Below are 16,671 nucleotides of genomic sequence, written 5' to 3' on the forward strand. Positions count from 1 at the left end.
TGCTTGCCCAGCTATATCGTCATATAAAAAACCGGCCTGATTGTTCAGGCCGGTTGGTTTATGCTGCGAGGGCATAGAGCCCCATACCGCGTGGGTTAAGCTTTAACAATCTTAACTTTGTAGCGGCCGTCTTCTTGACGGTAAGCACCGTGGATGTCGGTTTCGAAGCCGGGGAAGTGGGCGCCGATTTCGCACAGCATCATCAGGAATTCCAAGATGGGCTTGCTCTCTTCGGTGATCATTTCACCAGGCATTACCAACGGTACGCCGGGAGGATAGGGCAGAATCATGTTGGCGTTGATCTTGCCTACCATGTCTTCCAAGTAGCAGTCTTCAATCTGACCTTTCAGCTCAAGCTGGAAGGCTTTGTGCGGGTTCATCACCATAGTCGGCAACACTTCGAATGCGCTGAACATGAGTTCAGGTAGGTTGTGTTTGCAGATCAGGCTGTGGATGCCTTGTGCCAATTCTTGAATCCGCATGTCTTTGTAGAAAGAGGGAGATTCGTTGAATACGCGCGGCAATACTTCTTCCACGGTGGCGTTGGCATCGTACAGGGACTTGAACTCGTTCAGTGAGCGCAGCAGGCTGAGGGCTTTGGTGTCGTCTACGCCGATGCTGAAGAGCACGAGGATGTTGTAGGGGCCGGTTTTCTCCACGATGATGCCGCGGTCTTCCAAGAATTTGGAAACGAGGGTGGCGGGGATACCGGTTTTTTCCAGCTGGCCGTTTTTATCTAAGCCTGGGGTGAGTAAGGTTACCTTGACCGGGTCGAGGTACATGTGCTGGGCGTCGATATTTTTGAAGCCGTGCCATTTGTCGGTTTGATGCAATTCCCAGCATTCGATGTTATCAACGTTTTCAGGTTGCCATACGTCGAAATACCATGAATCGGCATGGGCTTTGTGTTTCTTGATTTCCTTACGGAATTTAACGGCACGCTCCAGTGAATCCTGCATCAGGCGTTTACCGGCATTGCCGCGCATCATGGCTGCTGCCACTTCGGTAGAGGCTACCATGGGGTAGAACGGAGAAGTGGAGGTGTGCATCATGTAGGCTTCGCCGAAGGTGGCAGTGTTCAGGTTACCCTTAACGTGAATCATGGAAGCCTGTGAGAATGCAGCCAGCAGTTTGTGGGTGGAGTGGGTTTCAAAGATTACCTTGTCTTTAACCTGCTTACCGCCCATACCGGTTTTGCCGTTGTAGATCGGGCTGAAGTTGGTGTAGGGAACCCAAGCAGAGTCGAAGTGGATGGATTTCACATCCAGGGTGTCTTTGATCTTGTCGGTGTTGTAGAACAGGCCGTCATAAGTGGAGTTGGTAATCACAGCATGTACCGGCCAAGTGGCGCCCGGAACTTTGGCAAGTTTTTCGGTAATAACTTCTTTAGTGAATTCTTTTTGCGGAATACCACCCAAGATACCGTAGGCGTTACGGGTCGGTTTCAGATACACCGGAGTAATGTCGCTCATCATCAACAGGTGGGTTAATGATTTGTGGCAGTTACGGTCGATCAGCACGGTGCTGCCGGCCGGCACGGAGTACATACCCACGATTTTGTTGGCGGTGGAAGTACCGTTGGTTACGATGTAGCTATGGTCGGCATTGAAGGTTTTGGCGATGTATTCTTCGGCTTCTTTGTGCGGACCGGAGTGGTCGAGCAGAGAGCCTAGCTCGCCCATGGAAACGGAAATGTCGGATTTGAAAGTGTTTTCGCCGTAGAAGTCGTAGAACAGACTGCCTACGGGAGATTTCAAGAAAGCGGTACCGCTCATGTGGCCCGGAGTACAGAATGTGTATTTGTTTTTCTCAACGTAGTCAAACAGGGCTTTAGTGAAGGGCGGGGTGATATTGTCGATATAGTGACAGATTGCTTTTTCAATTTTATCAACAACGTCTTCGTTGCTGAACAGGTGGCAATCGATGAAGGTGGCATGGTCGCCTACAGCGCCGAAGTCCACGGGTTTGTCGCAGTCGGTGGGCTTCAGAATGAATACGGGCAACTCATCGTTGAGCGCAATAATTTTCTTGTCTAATTCTTGGTTGAAAATATCCAGTGTACAAAGCACGGAACCTATTCTGGCATCATGTTTCAAAAGCGTCAGTATTTCTTGCTGGTCATGGGCTATTCGGATGGCGTAACCACCCTTTTCCAAAGTTGCAATCAAGCTCTTCAGATAGTCACCAAGTTCCTTATGACCACAGCCTAATAATATATTCTTCATGATCTAAATCCTTTAAATAAATTAAAAAACAGCTGCTTTGCTAGCCGGATAAACCCGGCTTTTTGCTGCTGCTGCTGTGCCAGAATAGCACAGCAGCAGCGGCAACTTGTGTTTTGCCGTTTGCGAGCACAACGACAAAAATAAACCTGCATACGGTATATGCAGGCAAGGGGGATAGTGCGTTAATGATATCCTGAGACAAGCTGTCTGGCGGCGGGTAGAATATCTGTCTTACAGTTAAATACTGCTAAGGAAATTTAACAGTTGCTTTAGCTGTTGCGTTCAAGTGGACAAATGCTAAAATCATTTGCATCCTTGCATGCATATAGAGCCAGTTGATTTTAAAGAGCAATATCTTAATAATTGACTGAATTGGCAATTTATTTTGAATGTCTATCTATTTATTGATACATCATATCATAAAATATTGTGATATGGGTTGACTTTAGTCAGAAAATTTTAGAGTAAACATACTAACTAAAGGGAGCTGGTGGGAAGGTGCTGGCAGCAAGGGTTGAGTGTGAATTTGCGTAAATGGAGATGGTGGGTACTGGGGTATTTAATCGTTGAGAAAAATAAGTTTCCCGCAAATATATTGGGAGGGGGTATTATGTAGAGCACATTTTCCTACAGGGCGGCAAGCCACAGACAATACAGGAGTACGGTAAGGTGAGTTAACGCAATTAGGATATGAAGTGCCTTTGGCCATATTTTCAGGTAGCCTCTGCCCGCTGCCAAGCGGGGCATTGCCATTTGGGTACGTCTTGGAAGCGGTAGGCAGACATTTTATCCAGCAGGGCAGAGATGCCACTGTCCACACATACTAGGCCGGTATTGGCGGTGGGCATGAAACCTTGGTTGGCAGTGTGCTGCAACAGGGTGGTAATGGGATCGAAAAAGCCGTTGATATTGAGCAGGCCGATGGGTTTGCTGTGCAGCTTGAGTTGAGCGGCAGAGAGTACTTCAAACAGCTCTTCGTATGTACCCAGCCCGCCGGGCAGGGCGATGAAGGCATCGGCCTGCTCAATCATTTTGGTGCGCCGCTCGGCCATATTGTTGGTGATGATGAGCTCGGTGAGGCGGCCGTGCGCCATTTCTTCGTGGCGCAGGAAGGTGGGGATGATGCCGGTTACTTTGCCGCCGGCAGCCAGGGCGGCAGAAGCCACTTCGCCCATCAGGCCGATGCCGCCACCACCATACACCAGCCGGCTGCCACGTTCGGCAATAGCACGCCCCAGCTCGCGGGCGGCTTGGCTGTAGCTCGGGTCTTCGCCTAGGTTGGAGCCGCAATAAACGACGATGTTGTTCATAGCATTCATATTTATTCTTTCAGGTAGCCCGAGGTCTTGGCTAAATACTGCTCGAGGTATATTTCTTGGTTGCATGTACACGTCTTAAAACTGCATCTATATTCGGCAGCTTGGTGCAGGCCTTATCCTCTTGGAGGGTAGTGGTTTCGGCAATTAGCCGGTAAAGGTGAAAGGGTGAATTATAGCGAAATAGGAATTTTTGCGCACAAGCCGGAGGGTAGGGCGGGCAAAGGCTACCTGAAAATGCTACAACAGCTTTTCAGGTAGCCTGAAACTTGTATGGTGCAAAAAAAACAGGCTGCCGAAGTAATCGGCAGCCTGTTTGGCGTGTATCGTTAATGCCCGTGGTGGCAGCCGCCACCGCCGGCCGAGGCCATGGCTTCGGCCGCTTGTGCGTCGGCGTGGTAGCTGGAGCGCACCATGGCACCGATAGCAGCGTTGGTAAAACCTATGGCGTAGGCTTCATGTTCGAACTGCTTGAACATTTCGGGGGTAACGTAGCGCAATACGGGCAGGTGGCTGTTGCTGGGCTGCAGGTATTGCCCCACAGTGATCATTTCGATGTTGTTGGCACGCATATCGCGCATGATTTCGCGCACTTCATCGTCGGTTTCGCCCAAGCCTACCATGATGCCGGATTTGGTGGGGATGTGCGGCATCATTTCTTTATAGCGGCGCAGCAGCTCGAGCGAATGCTGGTAGTTGGCGCCGGGGCGGGCCTGTTTGTAGAGGCGCGGGTGGGTTTCTAGGTTGTGGTTCATCACATCGGGCGGGGTTTTGGCCAGAATTTCGAGGGCAATATCCATGCGGCCGCGGAAATCGGGTACGAGGATTTCGATTTTAGTATTGGGGCTGCGCTCGCGGATGGCAGTGATGCAGTCGGCAAAGTGCTGGGCGCCGCCATCGCGCAAATCGTCACGGTCTACCGAGGTGATAACAACGTAGCGCAAATTCATGGCGGCCACGCTGGAGGCGAGATGTTGCGGCTCTTCGGTATCGAGCGCGTTGGGGCGGCCGTGGCCGACATCGCAGAAGGGGCAGCGGCGAGTGCAGATATCACCCATAATCATGAAGGTGGCGGTGCCGCGGCTGAAGCATTCGCCGATATTGGGGCAGCTGGCTTCTTCGCACACGGTGTGCATTTTCTGATCGCGCAGGATATTTTTGATTTCAAAGAACTTCTTGCCGGTGGGCAGCTGGGCGCGAATCCATTCTGGTTTTTTCAGTTTCTGCTCCAGCGGCACAACCTTAATTGGGATACGGGCAACTTTGGCCGCACCTTTGTGTTTTACGCCGCGGCTGTTGTCTTGTTTGGCGGGGTTTTCTGTGGCCATGGCTTGTTCCTTTGCTGTGTTTTCAATGTGGTGTGTACTTTTCAGGTAGCCGGCGGGTGGTCAGTCGGCCTGTTTTTCAGGTAGCCTCAACTGCTGCTGCAAATGGTTGGTCAGTTTGGCGGCCACGTCGGCCACGGAGGGGACGGGCTGTACCAAGTCGGCGATTTGAGTCATTTCCAGCTCGGCGTAGCCGCAGGGGTTGATTTGGCGGAAGGGGCTTAAGTCCATATTTACGTTTAATGCCAAGCCGTGATATACCGCGCCGCGTTTGATGCGCAGGCCGAGCGAGGCGATTTTTTTGCCTTCCACATACACGCCGGGACGTTTCGGGTCGGCTGCGGCGAAGATGCCGTATTCAGCTAGGGTGGCGATGATGCTGTTTTCCAAACGGCTTACCAAGTCGCGCACGCTGATTTTGCGGCGTTTGAAGTCGATTAGGGTATATACCACCAGCTGGCCGGGGCCGTGGTAGGTAATTTGGCCGCCACGGTCGATCTGCACCACGGGGATGTTGCTGCGTGCCAAGAGATGCTCGGCTTTGCCGGCCATGCCTTGAGTGAACACGGGCGGATGTTCCACCACCCAAAGCTCGTCTTTCGTGCGCTCGCTGCGGGCATCGGTGAAGGCTTCCATGGCGTGGAAAATCGGGCTGTATTCGGCCAAGCCAAGCTGGATGACTTTCATCACAGCACCACTTTCACCAAGGGGTGTGAGGTGAGTGCTAGGTAAATATTATCGAGCTGCGACTTGCTGTGGGCGTTTATGGTAACGGTTATGCCCTGATAGTTGCCGTGACTACTTTCGCGGTGACGCATATCGTGTTCGGCGGTGTCTGGCGCGTGCAGGCGCACGGTTTCCAATATCTGCACAGCAAATTCGGGATGTTTGGCGCCCATGATTTTGATGGAGAAGCGGCAGGGGAATTCCAGCAGGGTTTCTTGGTTGGTTTCGCTCATGGTGGCCTTTCAAACGGCCGCCGTTCGGAGTGGCGGCGCGGTATAATCAAGGCGGCATTTTACTGGAAAACCGATGGCTTGAACAACACGCCGCGGTGTGGCGGAAATAGGGTTTCAGGTAGCCTTTGGCGCCGGATAAAGGCTACCTGAAAAGATTAAATGCCTGTTTTTTTATGTCTGCCTTAAATTAAGAATGATACGGGATTGGTTCGCTACTTTGTTTCATTCCGAAAGGGGAACCGCTATAGTGTGTCAGAAAACCGCTGCCTGTTCCGTCTAAGCTATGTCTTCCACTTTTTCGAAAGCTCAAACTATGCTACGCAAAATATTGCTATTCTTAGCCGCTATCATTCCAGCCGTTCTCATCCTCGGCTTTTTTGCCCCCAAATTCATCGCCCAAGCCAAACCTGGAGCCCATGCCATGCCCAGTAACCCCGCCTTTGCTCAACGCCTCGTTTCCTTGCACACTCCCGGCGGTCAGCCCGTACAAACCCTACTCAAAAGTAACCGCCCCACATTGGTTAAATTCTGGGCCAGCTGGTGCCCCTTGTGTTTGAGCGAGTTACAAACTACTGCCGAATGGCAGCAATCTGCCGAGTTTTCCGGCGAAAATGCCCGTGCTAACCTGATTACCATTGCCTCGCCTGGCTTCCTCGGCGAAAAGCCAGAAGCCGAATTTAAAGAATGGTTTGCTAAGCTAGACTACCCCGGCCTTCAGGTAGCCCTCGACGACGGCAGCCTAGCCAAAGCCGCCGGTGTTGGTGTGTATCCTAGCTGGGTATTACTCTCTGCCGACGGAGAAATCTTGCGCGTGCACAAAGGTAGTTTGCAGCATGAACAAGCCCTCGCCTTACTCGATAACCCTAATGCCGACCTCGCCGCCGTGCCCGTACAGCAGCACTACACCGCCGCCGACGGCAGCCGCCGCACCGCACAGACCAAAACCATCTACCTTGCCGGTGGCTGCTTCTGGGGTGTGGAAGCCTATATGCAGCGCCTGCCTGGCGTGGTGGATGCCGTATCCGGCTACGCTAACGGTCAAACTGCCAACCCCAGCTATGAAGATGTAATCCGCGGCAGCGGCCACGCTGAAACCGTGAAGGTGGATTACGACCCCGAGCGCATCAGCCTAGCAGACCTTCTACGCTACTACTTCCGCGTTATCGACCCCACCTCGCTCAATCAGCAAGGTAACGACCGAGGCCGCCAATACCGCACCGGCATCTACTACACCGACCCTGCCGAAGCTAAGACCGTACGCGCCGCCCTGGCTGCCGAACAGCGTAAACATCGCCGTCCCATCGTAGTGGAAGCCCTGCCCTTGCAACACTTCTATCCTGCCGAGGCCTATCACCAAGACTACCTCGCCAAAAACCCCAACGGCTACTGCCACATCGACATCGGCCTCGCTGACAAGCCGCTTGACCCTGCCGAGGGAAGCAGCCCTGCCCCCGCCAAAGGCTTCAACCCTGCCACCTACCGCAAGCCAGACGACGCCACCCTGCGCCGCACTCTCACCGACGAGCAATACCGCGTTACCCAAAAAGGTGACACTGAACGTGCCTTCAGTCACCAGTATGATGACCTGTTCGAGCCCGGCCTGTATGTTGATATTGTTAGCGGTCAGCCTCTGTTTAGTAGCCGCGACAAATTCAACTCCCACTGTGGCTGGCCCAGCTTCACCCGTCCCATCAGTCCTGATGCCATCACCGAACACGACGACTACAGCTACCATATGCACCGCACCGAAGTGCGCAGCAGCGCTGCCCACTCCCACCTCGGCCACGTCTTCCCCGACGGCCCAAAAGACCGCGGCGGCCTGCGCTACTGCATCAACGGTGCCAGCCTGCGCTTCATCCCCGAAAACCAAATGCAGCAGCAGGGCTACGGCAGCTACCTGAAAGATTTGCATTAAGTGTGGATAAATGCAGAAAAGGCTACCTGAAGGTTCAGGTAGCCTTTGTTTTGTATAGATAGCGGATAGGCTACCTGAAAAGGGATAGGAAGTTTTCAGGTAGCCTTTTTGTATGGCAGGCAGCCGTTTGGTTGTTTATCTTCAGTTAGCCTCTTAAATACTCAGTGTATCCATCTCAATTCTGTTTTATTTTAAAGCCAAGCTGCGTCCACGCAAATACTGCTAGAGCGGCAGCGGCTAGGGCGGTGCCCACCCAGCCTAGCGTACCCAGCCCCCAGTGGCGCGAGATGATGCCGCCCAAGAGCGCGCCGATGCCGATGCCGATGTTGTAGCTGCCAGAGTAAATCGCATTGGCCACATCGGTGGCATCCGGAGCGTAGCGGATCACATGGGCAACCATGCTCAAGCCCAATACCCCGATGCCAGTTCCCCAAACCAGCGAGAGTGCAAACATGGCTGCCGTGCTGCCGCCTAAAGGTCTCAACAGCAGTAATGAAACCAGCAGCAAGGCTGCCGAGCTGAGTAGAGTGGGATTCGGGTGTTTTGGATAGAAGCGCGAATACAGCCAGCTCGCCATCATGCCCGACAGGCCGAATACCAGCAGCAGCGCCGTGGCTGTATCCGGCGGCATATGGGTAATTTCCAGCACATAAGGCTCGATGTAGCTATAGGCTGTGGAATGGGCGCTCACAATGAGCACTGCCATCGCATACATCCCCAATAGGTGAGGGCGTTTGGCTAAGAGTGGCAGACTTTTCAGCGAGCCGGCGTTTTTGCTTTCCAAGTGCGGCAGGATTTTGGCTAAAAGCACCATCACGCCCAAAGCCAGCACGCCGATCAGTGCGAAGGTAACCCGCCAGCCCAGCCACTGCCCCACCAGCCGCCCCAACGGCAAACCCAACACCGTGGCCATAGATGTGCCCAATGAGAGCCAGCCCAAAGTTTGCTGCCGCCTGCCCACTGGTGCCAGACGCATCACTAGTGAAGCGGTGATGGCCCAAAACAGCGCGTGGGTAAAGGCAATCAGCACGCGCGAAGCCAAGAGCACGGGAAAGCTCCACGCCACAGCGGAAAGCCCGTGCCCGGCCACAAACACGGCAAACAGCGCAAGCAGCAGCCTGCGCCGTTCCGCGTTGGCTGCCAGCAGCATCAACGGCAACGAAGCCAGCGATACTACCCAGGCATACACGGTAATCATGATACCCGTGTCGGCGGCAGACATATTGAAGCCCTTGCCAATATCGGTGAGCATGGCGATGGGGATGAATTCGGTGGTGCATACCACAAAGGCCGCCACCGAAATCGCAAACACGCGCAGATAGGCCAGTAGGATGGGGGCATGGGGGTGATGTTTGAGCATGGGCGTATATGGAAAGCGAAGTAATGTTTTCAGGTAGCCTTTAAACTCTGATCCAGCAGGCGGTTTAAGGGTTCAATATTCTTGCAATCAGTGCCTTATCCCTGCCCACCATATTCGGAATCTGCACCTGAATGCCGTTGCCGGGGGCAACTTCCGCCGCTTCGCCCCTACGCTTCATGGCTTGCAGCACGATGGTTTGGTTGCCCTGCGGGTGAATGATTTCCAGTGTGTCGCCCACGGCGAAGCGGTTTTTCACTTCCACAGTGGCCCAGCCTTCGGTGTCGATTTCGGTAACGTGGCCGACATATTGGCTTTGCTTGGCCACGGAATGGCCGGTGAGGTAGTTTTGGTAGTCTTGCGTTTGGTGGCGCTCGAGGAAGCCGGTGGTGTAGCCGCGGTTGGCGAGGCCTTCCAGTTCGGCCAGCAGGCTGTAGTCGAAGGGGCGGCCGGCTACGGCATCGTCGATGGCTTTGCGGTAGGCCTGAGCCACGCGCGCCACGTAATACACAGATTTGGTGCGGCCTTCAACTTTGAGGCTGTCCACGCCGATGCGGGCGAGCTCGGCCACTTGTTCTACGGCGCGCAGGTCTTTGGAGTTCATGATGTAGGTGCCGTGTTCGTCTTCCATAATCGGCATCATTTCGCCGGGGCGGTTGCTCTCTTCTATGAGGAAGATTTTATTGGCGGCGGGGTGGCGCACTTGGCCGTTGATGCCTTCGAAGGCGGCGTTGGCTTCTTCTTGGGCTTTGTTGAAATCAAAGCCTTGCAGCAGGCGGGCGTCGCCCATTTCGTCGATTTCGGCAGGGTGGACTTTATAGTCCCAGCGGCAGGAGTTAGTGCAGGTGCCTTGGTTGGGGTCGCGGTGGTTGAAGTAGCCGGAGAGCAGGCAGCGGCCGGAATAGGCGATGCAGAGTGCGCCGTGCACGAATACTTCGAGCTCGACATCGGGGCATTCTTGGCGGATTTCGGCGATTTCTTCCATGCTCAATTCGCGCGACAAAATAATGCGTTCCACGCCGATGCGCTGCCAGAATTTCACGCCCCAGTAGTTGGTGGTGTTGGCCTGCACGGAGAGATGGACGGGCATATCGGGCCAGCGTTCGCGGGTAACCATAATCAAGCCGGGGTCGGCCATAATCAGCGCGTCTGGCTTCATGGCAACCAGCGGCTCCATATCGGCCACAAAGGTTTTGAGCTTGCTGTTGTGCGGCAGGGTATTGACGGTGAGGTAGAACTTTTTGCCGCGTGTATGGGCTTCGGTAATGCCGGCCTGCAATACGTCGAGCTTGGCGAATTCGTTGTTGCGGGCGCGCAGGGAATAGCGCGGGCTGCCGGCATACACAGCATCGGCGCCGTAATCGAAAGCAGTACGCATGCGCTCGGGACCGCCGGCGGGAAGAAGGAGTTCGGGAGATTTCATGATGATAAATATGTAATTGGAATAATAAAGATTTTTGCTTCGCAGAAGATCAGCTTTGGCTACGCCAAGACATTACTTTCAGGTAGCCTCTAAAGATTTTCAGGTAGCCTCTTAAGTAGGCTACCTGAAAAACATCGGCTTCCACAGAAGCGGCAGTCAAACGGATTATAGCGCAAAATAGCGACTAACCGGTTTCTGCCGAGTCGTGCTTGGGTGCGGGCTCCCAAATCTGCGAGGTGAAGAGTTGTGCGTCGTGCACATAGGGGTTGTTTTGGTCCCACACGTAGCCGGCAAACACGGCGCTGAGCATGCGGTCGGTTTCCGGTGTACGTTGGCTGCTGAAAATCATGTCTTGCAGTGTACCGGAATACCAGGCATCCACATAGTGCCGGAACACGTTTACGCCGGACATCAGCGGGCGGGCGAATTCGTTTTGCCAGTTTACCTGCTGGCCATTCAGCTGGCGGGCCACCAAATCGGCGGCGAGTTTGGCCGAGTGGGTGGCGATGGTTACGCCGGAGGAGAATACCGGGTCGAGAAATTCGGCGGCGTTACCCAAAAGGGCGAAGTGGCGACCGTAGAGCGATTTTACGCTAGCGGAATAGCCAGGCAGGTAGATGAACGGGAAGTCGTTATCCCATTGCGTGTTTTTCAAAATGCGGCGCAAGATTGGCACTTCCAGGGCGAATTTCTTCAGGATAACGGTGGAACTTTCCAGCCCAAGTTTTTCAGGCAGTCCTACTACACCGATGGAGGAGCGGCCGTTGGAAAAGGGAATCAGCCACAGCCAAATGTCGCGGTGTTCGGGGTGGATGCACACCAGGTTTTTGTTGCGGTCGAAGGCTGGGTCGGTGATGTGATCGTCGATGTGGGTGAAGTGCACGTGGCGTAAGGGCAGGTCGGAGGGGATGTCCCAACTGAGCATGCGCGGCAGTACACGATGGTAGCCGCTGGCGTCCAGCACGAAGCGCGCACCCAGCACATAAGGGTCGCCACCTTCCTGTTGCACCACCAGTTTGGCGAAATCACCGTGGTTGTCGAAGGCCTTTACCGTGGAGCCGAACTGCACAGTTACGCCCTGCTTGATGGCTTCGTCAATCAAGATTTTGTCGAAACGGGTACGCTCTACATTAAATGCAGTAGAAGGGCCGGGGGAGAATTTGTCGGTGAATTTAAAGCTGGTGTTGTGTTCGCCCCAAGATAAGGCAAAGCCGTTTTTATATTGAAAGCCGAAGCCGGCTTGCACGGCGGGCAGGAAACCGGCCTCATGCAGCAGCTCTATGCAGTACGGCAGCAGGCTCTCGCCGATAACGAAACGTGGGAAATGCTGCTTTTCCACCACGCAAACATTAAATCCCCGCTTGTTCAACAAAGCGGCCGCCACCGTCCCCGAGGGGCCGGCACCGATGATGACGACGTCGTAATGCTGAATCATGTTTTCCCTTTATTATTCGTTTCCGCCCGACTCTGCGGGCGTTGGCAAGATTATTCATTTGCATCTGCTTTGTCGGCACACCCCACGCACGGCGGCAAGGCTTAAATGGCTTAGAAATTGGTTTGATTATAAATGAATTAGATAAAAATTGTCTGAAACCAACCGCCGTGAGCAATACGGCACCGCTCCTGCCTGCTAGAGCTGTGTTGCCCAGTAAGCAATAGGCCTATAGGCTACCTGAAAGCAATTAGCCTGCCAAGCCGTATTGGTTTTCAAATTAGCGGATTAACTTCGCTTCCGCTGTGGTGTGAGCCCGCCTTGCTGTGCCTTAGTTGCAGTTGGCGGCTCGCAGCCCGATGTCGGAGACAAATTTAATCCTCTACTGTTCCAAGAAGGCCGTACAATATTGCCCGTTATCCAGGTTACCTGAAACTCCAAGGACCCCGCCATGCAGGATTTCCACGTTGCACAACTGTCGCTGCCGCCGCAGGGCACCCACCTTGTCGAGGCTTCCGCCGGCACGGGTAAAACTTACAATATTGCCGCGCTATTTACCCGCTTGGTGGTGCTCGAAGGCTGGGTGCCGGAAAACATACTGGTGGTTACCTTCACCGATGCTGCCACCGCTGAGCTGAAAAACCGCCTGCGCGCTCAGCTGGGCGAAGCCCTGGCTGCTCTGCAAAGCGGGGAAACGCCGGCCGATGAATTTCTGCAACACCTGCTGGCCGAAGCATTGACCAAACAAGAGCGCAGTAAACTCATCCTGCAGCTGCAGGCCGCCCTTTCCGGCTTCGACACCGCCGCCATCTACACCATCCACGGCTTCTGCCTGCGCGTGCTGGGTGACTACGCCTTTTTGTGCGGCGTGCCCTTCGAGCTGGAAACCGGCCCCGCCGACACCGCCGCCCGCCTGGTGGCCGCACAGGATTTTTGGCGCGAATACGTGGCCGACCACCCACAAAACGCACGCATCGCTGCCCGCTTCGGTATCACTCCCGCTTCCGTGCTGGCCGAATTTTCAGGTAGCCTCAAACGCGCCTTTGTGGACTACAGGCTACCTGAAAACCGCCTGCCGCAAATATTGAAAGGCCGCAATGCCGCTTGGCAGAAGCTGCAACGGAATGTGGACGAAATCGAAGCCGTATACCGCCGCATCAAGCCGCAGCTCAACGGCAATACTTTCAATGCCTCTATCGACACCCTGTTTACCGAGCTCCGGCAAGCCGCACAAGAAGGCTTGGAGCAGCCCGTGCTTTCCAGGCCGGACAAGCTGCTGTGTTTTGAAGACAACGCCCTGCGCGGCAAAATCCGGAAAAACCAGCATATTGAAGAAGCCGACATCGCCGCCCTGCAGCCCTTGGCCGTTCTCGGCCGCCGACTGGCCGAAATTAGCGAGGCCGAGCAGGAAGCCGCCATCCGCCTCAAACTTGAATGTTTGGGCTACCTGAAAACCCGTTTGGCCGAAGACAAGCGCCGCAGCCCGCGCCGCGACTACGACGACTTGCTGCTCGATGTGCATGCCGCCCTGTCCAACCCCGAACATCCCGAGCAGGCGGAAGCGCTCGCCCAAGCCCTGGCGGCCAAATGGCGCGTGGCGCTCATCGACGAATTCCAAGACACCGACCCGCTGCAATATGCCATTTTCCACACCGCCTTTATCCGCCAAGGCGTGCCCGTATTTTTGGTGGGCGACCCCAAGCAGGCCATCTACGGCTTTCGCGGTGCCGACATCCATGCCTACCTCGCCGCTGCCGCCGATACCGCCCCCGAGCAAAGCTACACCCTGCACACCAACTACCGCAGCTACCGCAATTTGGTAAACGGCATCGGCCATCTGTTTTCCGCCCGCAGCCGCCCCTTCGTGCTGCCACAGATTGCCTATCCTAATGTGCAGGCCGCCCGCATCGAGAGCTTGCTCCGCCCCGCGCCTGAAGCCGCTGTGGCCGTGCGCTGGATCAATCCGGCTGGCGAAAGCGAAGGGAAGTTGCCGAATAAAGATTCTTTGCGCGAGCTCTGTGCCGATTATTGCGCCCGCGAAATTGCCGCACGGCTTAATCAGGCGCTTTCAGGTAGCCTTTCTATCGGTGGCAAACACGGCGGCGAAAACATGCCGCTGCATCCGGGCCAGGTGGCCGTATTGGTTCGCACCCACAGCGAAGCCGCCCTGGTCGCGCGCGCGCTCAAGCGCCGGGGTGTGCGCAGCGTATTGCTGCAACAGCAATCAGTGTTCGACACGCCCGAAGCCGAAGCCCTGCATGCCCTGTTGCTGTTTTGGCTGGCACCGCAGCAAACTGAATACCTGCGCTTCGTGCTCGGCGGCATTTTCTATGGCTACGCCGCGCAAGACCTGGCCGAATTGAATGGCAACGAAAACCGTTTGGCCGAGTGGATCACCCTGGCCGAAACCGCCGCTGAAGCCTGGCAGCAGCACGGCATCTACACCGCGCTCACCCGTTTCGCCCGCCAAAGCGGCCTTGAGCAGCACCTTCTACACACCCGAAACGAACACAGCTTCACCAATTTCTGGCAGCTGGCCGAAATCCTGGCGCTGGCCACTGCTGAATGTGCCAGCCCAGTTGCATTGGCGCAATGGTTGGAAATGCGGCTGAAAAGTAGCAAGAAAAACAAGAAAAGCAAAGAAAATAAAAATGATAGGGAGGATAAGGGGAATAAAGAATACCAGCTGCGGCTGGAAAGCGACGAAGACTTGGTAAAAATCGTTACCATGCACGCCGCCAAAGGGCTGGAATACCCGCTGGTGTTTTGCCCTTTCGTGTGGGATGCCAGCCGCGATTTGGTAAAAGACTGGAACATCATCAGCCAAAGCAACGGCCGCAACCTATTGTTGGCCAAGGCCCAGCTGGGCGAAGAAGACGAGCGGCAGCTGTTTGCCGAAGACCTCGGCGAACGCCTGCGCCTCTTGTATGTTGCGCTCACCCGCGCCCGCGAGCAGCTCGTGATTTACGCCGCCCCCTGCAGCAACACTCCGGAAAACACCTTCGCCTATCTCTTGGCTGAAACAGGTGAGGACGATTGTCATGCCATCCGCAGCCATTGGAGCAGTTTTGAAGGCCAAGGCCGAGCCGAAGCCCTGCGACAGGCTTGGCTTAAGCGCATCCAAAGCGCCGCACCCGGCCAGCTGCAATGGCTGGAAGACGAGCCGCCCGAAGCCCGCTACCACGCCCGCGATGAACAACAGGGCAGCTACCGCGCCCTCGTGCTGCCCGAGCGGCCGCTGCAATTTATCCGCCACACCAGCTTTACCGGCCTGAGCCGCCGAACCCTTGCTGCCGAAGAGTGGCTACCTGAAAGCCTGCTGGCTGATGAAAACCCCGCTGCCGAAACCGAAAGGCTACCTGAAAGCGCAAACAACGAGTTGCGTTCCAACGGTCAAAATGCAGTTCAGCCAAACGGACAGGGCGACTTATGGCCAAACGAAGCCGAAACCGCTCTGCTAGCCTTCCCCGCCGGCACCACCCCCGGCATCTGCCTGCACAGTATTTTAGAAAAAACCGATTTCGTTTGCCCCACCGCCGAACAAGCGGCATCCTATGCCGATATCTTGGTCAAACACGGCTTTGAGGCCGAACCATGGCTGCCGGCGGTGTTGGAAATGGTAGAAGCCGTGCGCCGTGCACCATTGGTAGAGAATATGCAGTTGGCTGATATCCCCGCCGATAGCTGCGTAGCGGAAATGGGCTTCGTGCTACACCTGCACGATTTCGGTTTGAAACGCCTGCGCCGTTGGTTTGCCCGTCCCGACATCGGGCTACCTGAAAATGCCGCCGCCCATCTGCTGCAGCTGGATTTCCATACCGTAAACGGTTTCCTCAACGGTTTCATCGACCTAATTGCGGCAGACGAAAATGGCAGGGTATGCGTAATCGACCACAAATCCAACCACTTGGGCAATCATTTGGCAGATTACGGCCAAGCCGCCATGAGTGCGGCGGTGAGCGAACACCATTATTACCTGCAGGCGCTGATTTATGCCGTAGCCACCGCACGCTACCTGAAACAACGCCATGCCCTGCCCGAATACATCTATGTTCGCTACCTGTTTGTGCGCGGCCTGAATCCGCACGGCCAAGAAGGCCTGTGGTGCTGGGACATCCCTGTTTCCACCCTGCAAGAATGGCTCGAATAGTCGCAGCCGTGCCGACGGGGAAAGGCGTGGCAGAAAAATCAGCATAAATAACAATCCTTAGCCAAGTTTTCCAGAATGGATGTTGACTATTTGTCAAATCTACCTATAATATGCCGTTTTCGTAAGTATGGCGCAGCCGGAAAACGCCCAAGCGGGAATAGCTCAGTTGGTAGAGCGCAACCTTGCCAAGGTTGAGGTCGCGAGTTCGAGACTCGTTTCCCGCTCCAAGTTTTCAATCATCCGAATCCCAAGCGGGAATAGCTCAGTTGGTAGAGCGCAACCTTGCCAAGGTTGAGGTCGCGAGTTCGAGACTCGTTTCCCGCTCCACTATCTACTTAGTTGTTGGTTCGGGTGCTATGCGGGAATAGCTCAGTTGGTAGAGCGCAACCTTGCCAAGGTTGAGGTCGCGAGTTCGAGACTCGTTTCCCGCTCCAAGTTTTAGCAATTTGGCCGATACAGTCGGCCAAAAGCTAATTTGGCGGGATAGCAAAGTGGTTATGCAGCGGCCTGCAAAGCCGTGTACGCCGGTTCGATTCCGACTCCCGCCTCCAAAATACCATAGTGAATGT

General features: G+C 54.9%; 10 protein-coding genes and 4 tRNA genes. 6 read left to right on the forward strand and 8 right to left on the reverse strand.

Going from position 1 to position 16,671, the window contains the following annotated elements:
• Positions 1-95 precede the first annotated feature (95 nt).
• The 5 genes from A7P99_RS00470 to A7P99_RS00490 all read right to left on the reverse strand — a co-directional run bounded on the left by A7P99_RS00470 (position 96) and on the right by A7P99_RS00490 (position 5,825).
• Complete coding sequence (locus A7P99_RS00470; protein ID WP_067527545.1) at positions 96-2,225, reverse strand: lysine decarboxylase LdcC; 2,130 nt, start codon at positions 2,223-2,225, stop codon at positions 96-98.
• Between the two features lie 713 nt (positions 2,226-2,938).
• Complete coding sequence (locus A7P99_RS00475) at positions 2,939-3,535, reverse strand: TIGR00730 family Rossman fold protein (protein WP_067527936.1); 597 nt, start codon at positions 3,533-3,535, stop codon at positions 2,939-2,941.
• A gap of 335 nt (positions 3,536-3,870) precedes the next feature.
• Complete coding sequence (gene lipA, locus A7P99_RS00480) at positions 3,871-4,869, reverse strand: lipoyl synthase (RefSeq protein WP_067438633.1); 999 nt, start codon at positions 4,867-4,869, stop codon at positions 3,871-3,873.
• A 60-nt stretch (positions 4,870-4,929) separates the two neighbouring features.
• Positions 4,930-5,553, reverse strand: coding sequence for a lipoyl(octanoyl) transferase LipB (gene lipB / locus A7P99_RS00485; RefSeq protein WP_067438637.1), 624 nt, complete (start codon positions 5,551-5,553; stop codon positions 4,930-4,932).
• Positions 5,553-5,825: a YbeD family protein gene (locus A7P99_RS00490; RefSeq protein ID WP_067438640.1), complete on the reverse strand. Its 273-nt coding sequence runs from the start codon at positions 5,823-5,825 to the stop codon at positions 5,553-5,555. Before A7P99_RS00490 ends, lipB begins: the two co-directional genes overlap by 1 nt.
• A gap of 313 nt (positions 5,826-6,138) precedes the next feature.
• Between A7P99_RS00490 and msrAB the strand changes: the two genes are divergently transcribed.
• Positions 6,139-7,740, forward strand: coding sequence for a bifunctional peptide-methionine (S)-S-oxide reductase MsrA/peptide-methionine (R)-S-oxide reductase MsrB (gene msrAB, locus A7P99_RS00495; RefSeq protein WP_231863690.1), 1,602 nt, complete (start codon positions 6,139-6,141; stop codon positions 7,738-7,740).
• A gap of 175 nt (positions 7,741-7,915) precedes the next feature.
• Here msrAB and A7P99_RS00500 read toward each other — a convergent pair whose 3' ends face one another.
• From A7P99_RS00500 to A7P99_RS00510, 3 genes are all read right to left on the reverse strand, one after another.
• Positions 7,916-9,100 (reverse strand): sugar transporter, encoded by a 1,185-nt coding sequence (locus tag A7P99_RS00500; RefSeq protein ID WP_067686188.1) that lies wholly within the window; start codon positions 9,098-9,100, stop codon positions 7,916-7,918.
• Positions 9,101-9,164: 64 nt separating this feature from the next.
• Positions 9,165-10,520, reverse strand: a complete 1,356-nt coding sequence (gene yegQ, locus A7P99_RS00505) for a tRNA 5-hydroxyuridine modification protein YegQ (RefSeq protein WP_067527551.1) — start codon at positions 10,518-10,520, stop codon at positions 9,165-9,167.
• 184 nt (positions 10,521-10,704) lie between these two features.
• Positions 10,705-11,955, reverse strand: coding sequence for an NAD(P)/FAD-dependent oxidoreductase (locus A7P99_RS00510; protein WP_067446373.1), 1,251 nt, complete (start codon positions 11,953-11,955; stop codon positions 10,705-10,707).
• Positions 11,956-12,403: 448 nt separating this feature from the next.
• Here A7P99_RS00510 and recB point away from each other — a divergent pair, with 448 nt between their 5' ends.
• The 5 genes from recB to A7P99_RS00535 all read left to right on the forward strand — a co-directional run bounded on the left by recB (position 12,404) and on the right by A7P99_RS00535 (position 16,653).
• A complete protein-coding gene (recB, locus tag A7P99_RS00515) occupies positions 12,404-16,102 on the forward strand; it encodes an exodeoxyribonuclease V subunit beta (protein ID WP_067686191.1) in 3,699 nt (1,232 codons plus the stop codon).
• Positions 16,103-16,253: 151 nt separating this feature from the next.
• Positions 16,254-16,329 (forward strand) — tRNA-Gly (locus tag A7P99_RS00520).
• Between the two features lie 24 nt (positions 16,330-16,353).
• Positions 16,354-16,429 (forward strand) — tRNA-Gly (locus tag A7P99_RS00525).
• Between the two features lie 31 nt (positions 16,430-16,460).
• Positions 16,461-16,536 (forward strand) — tRNA-Gly (locus A7P99_RS00530).
• Between the two features lie 43 nt (positions 16,537-16,579).
• Positions 16,580-16,653, forward strand: a tRNA-Cys gene (locus A7P99_RS00535).
• Positions 16,654-16,671 lie beyond the last annotated feature (18 nt).

This window comes from Eikenella sp. NML120348 (assembly GCF_001648435.1).
Lineage (GTDB): Bacteria > Pseudomonadota > Gammaproteobacteria > Burkholderiales > Neisseriaceae > Eikenella > Eikenella exigua.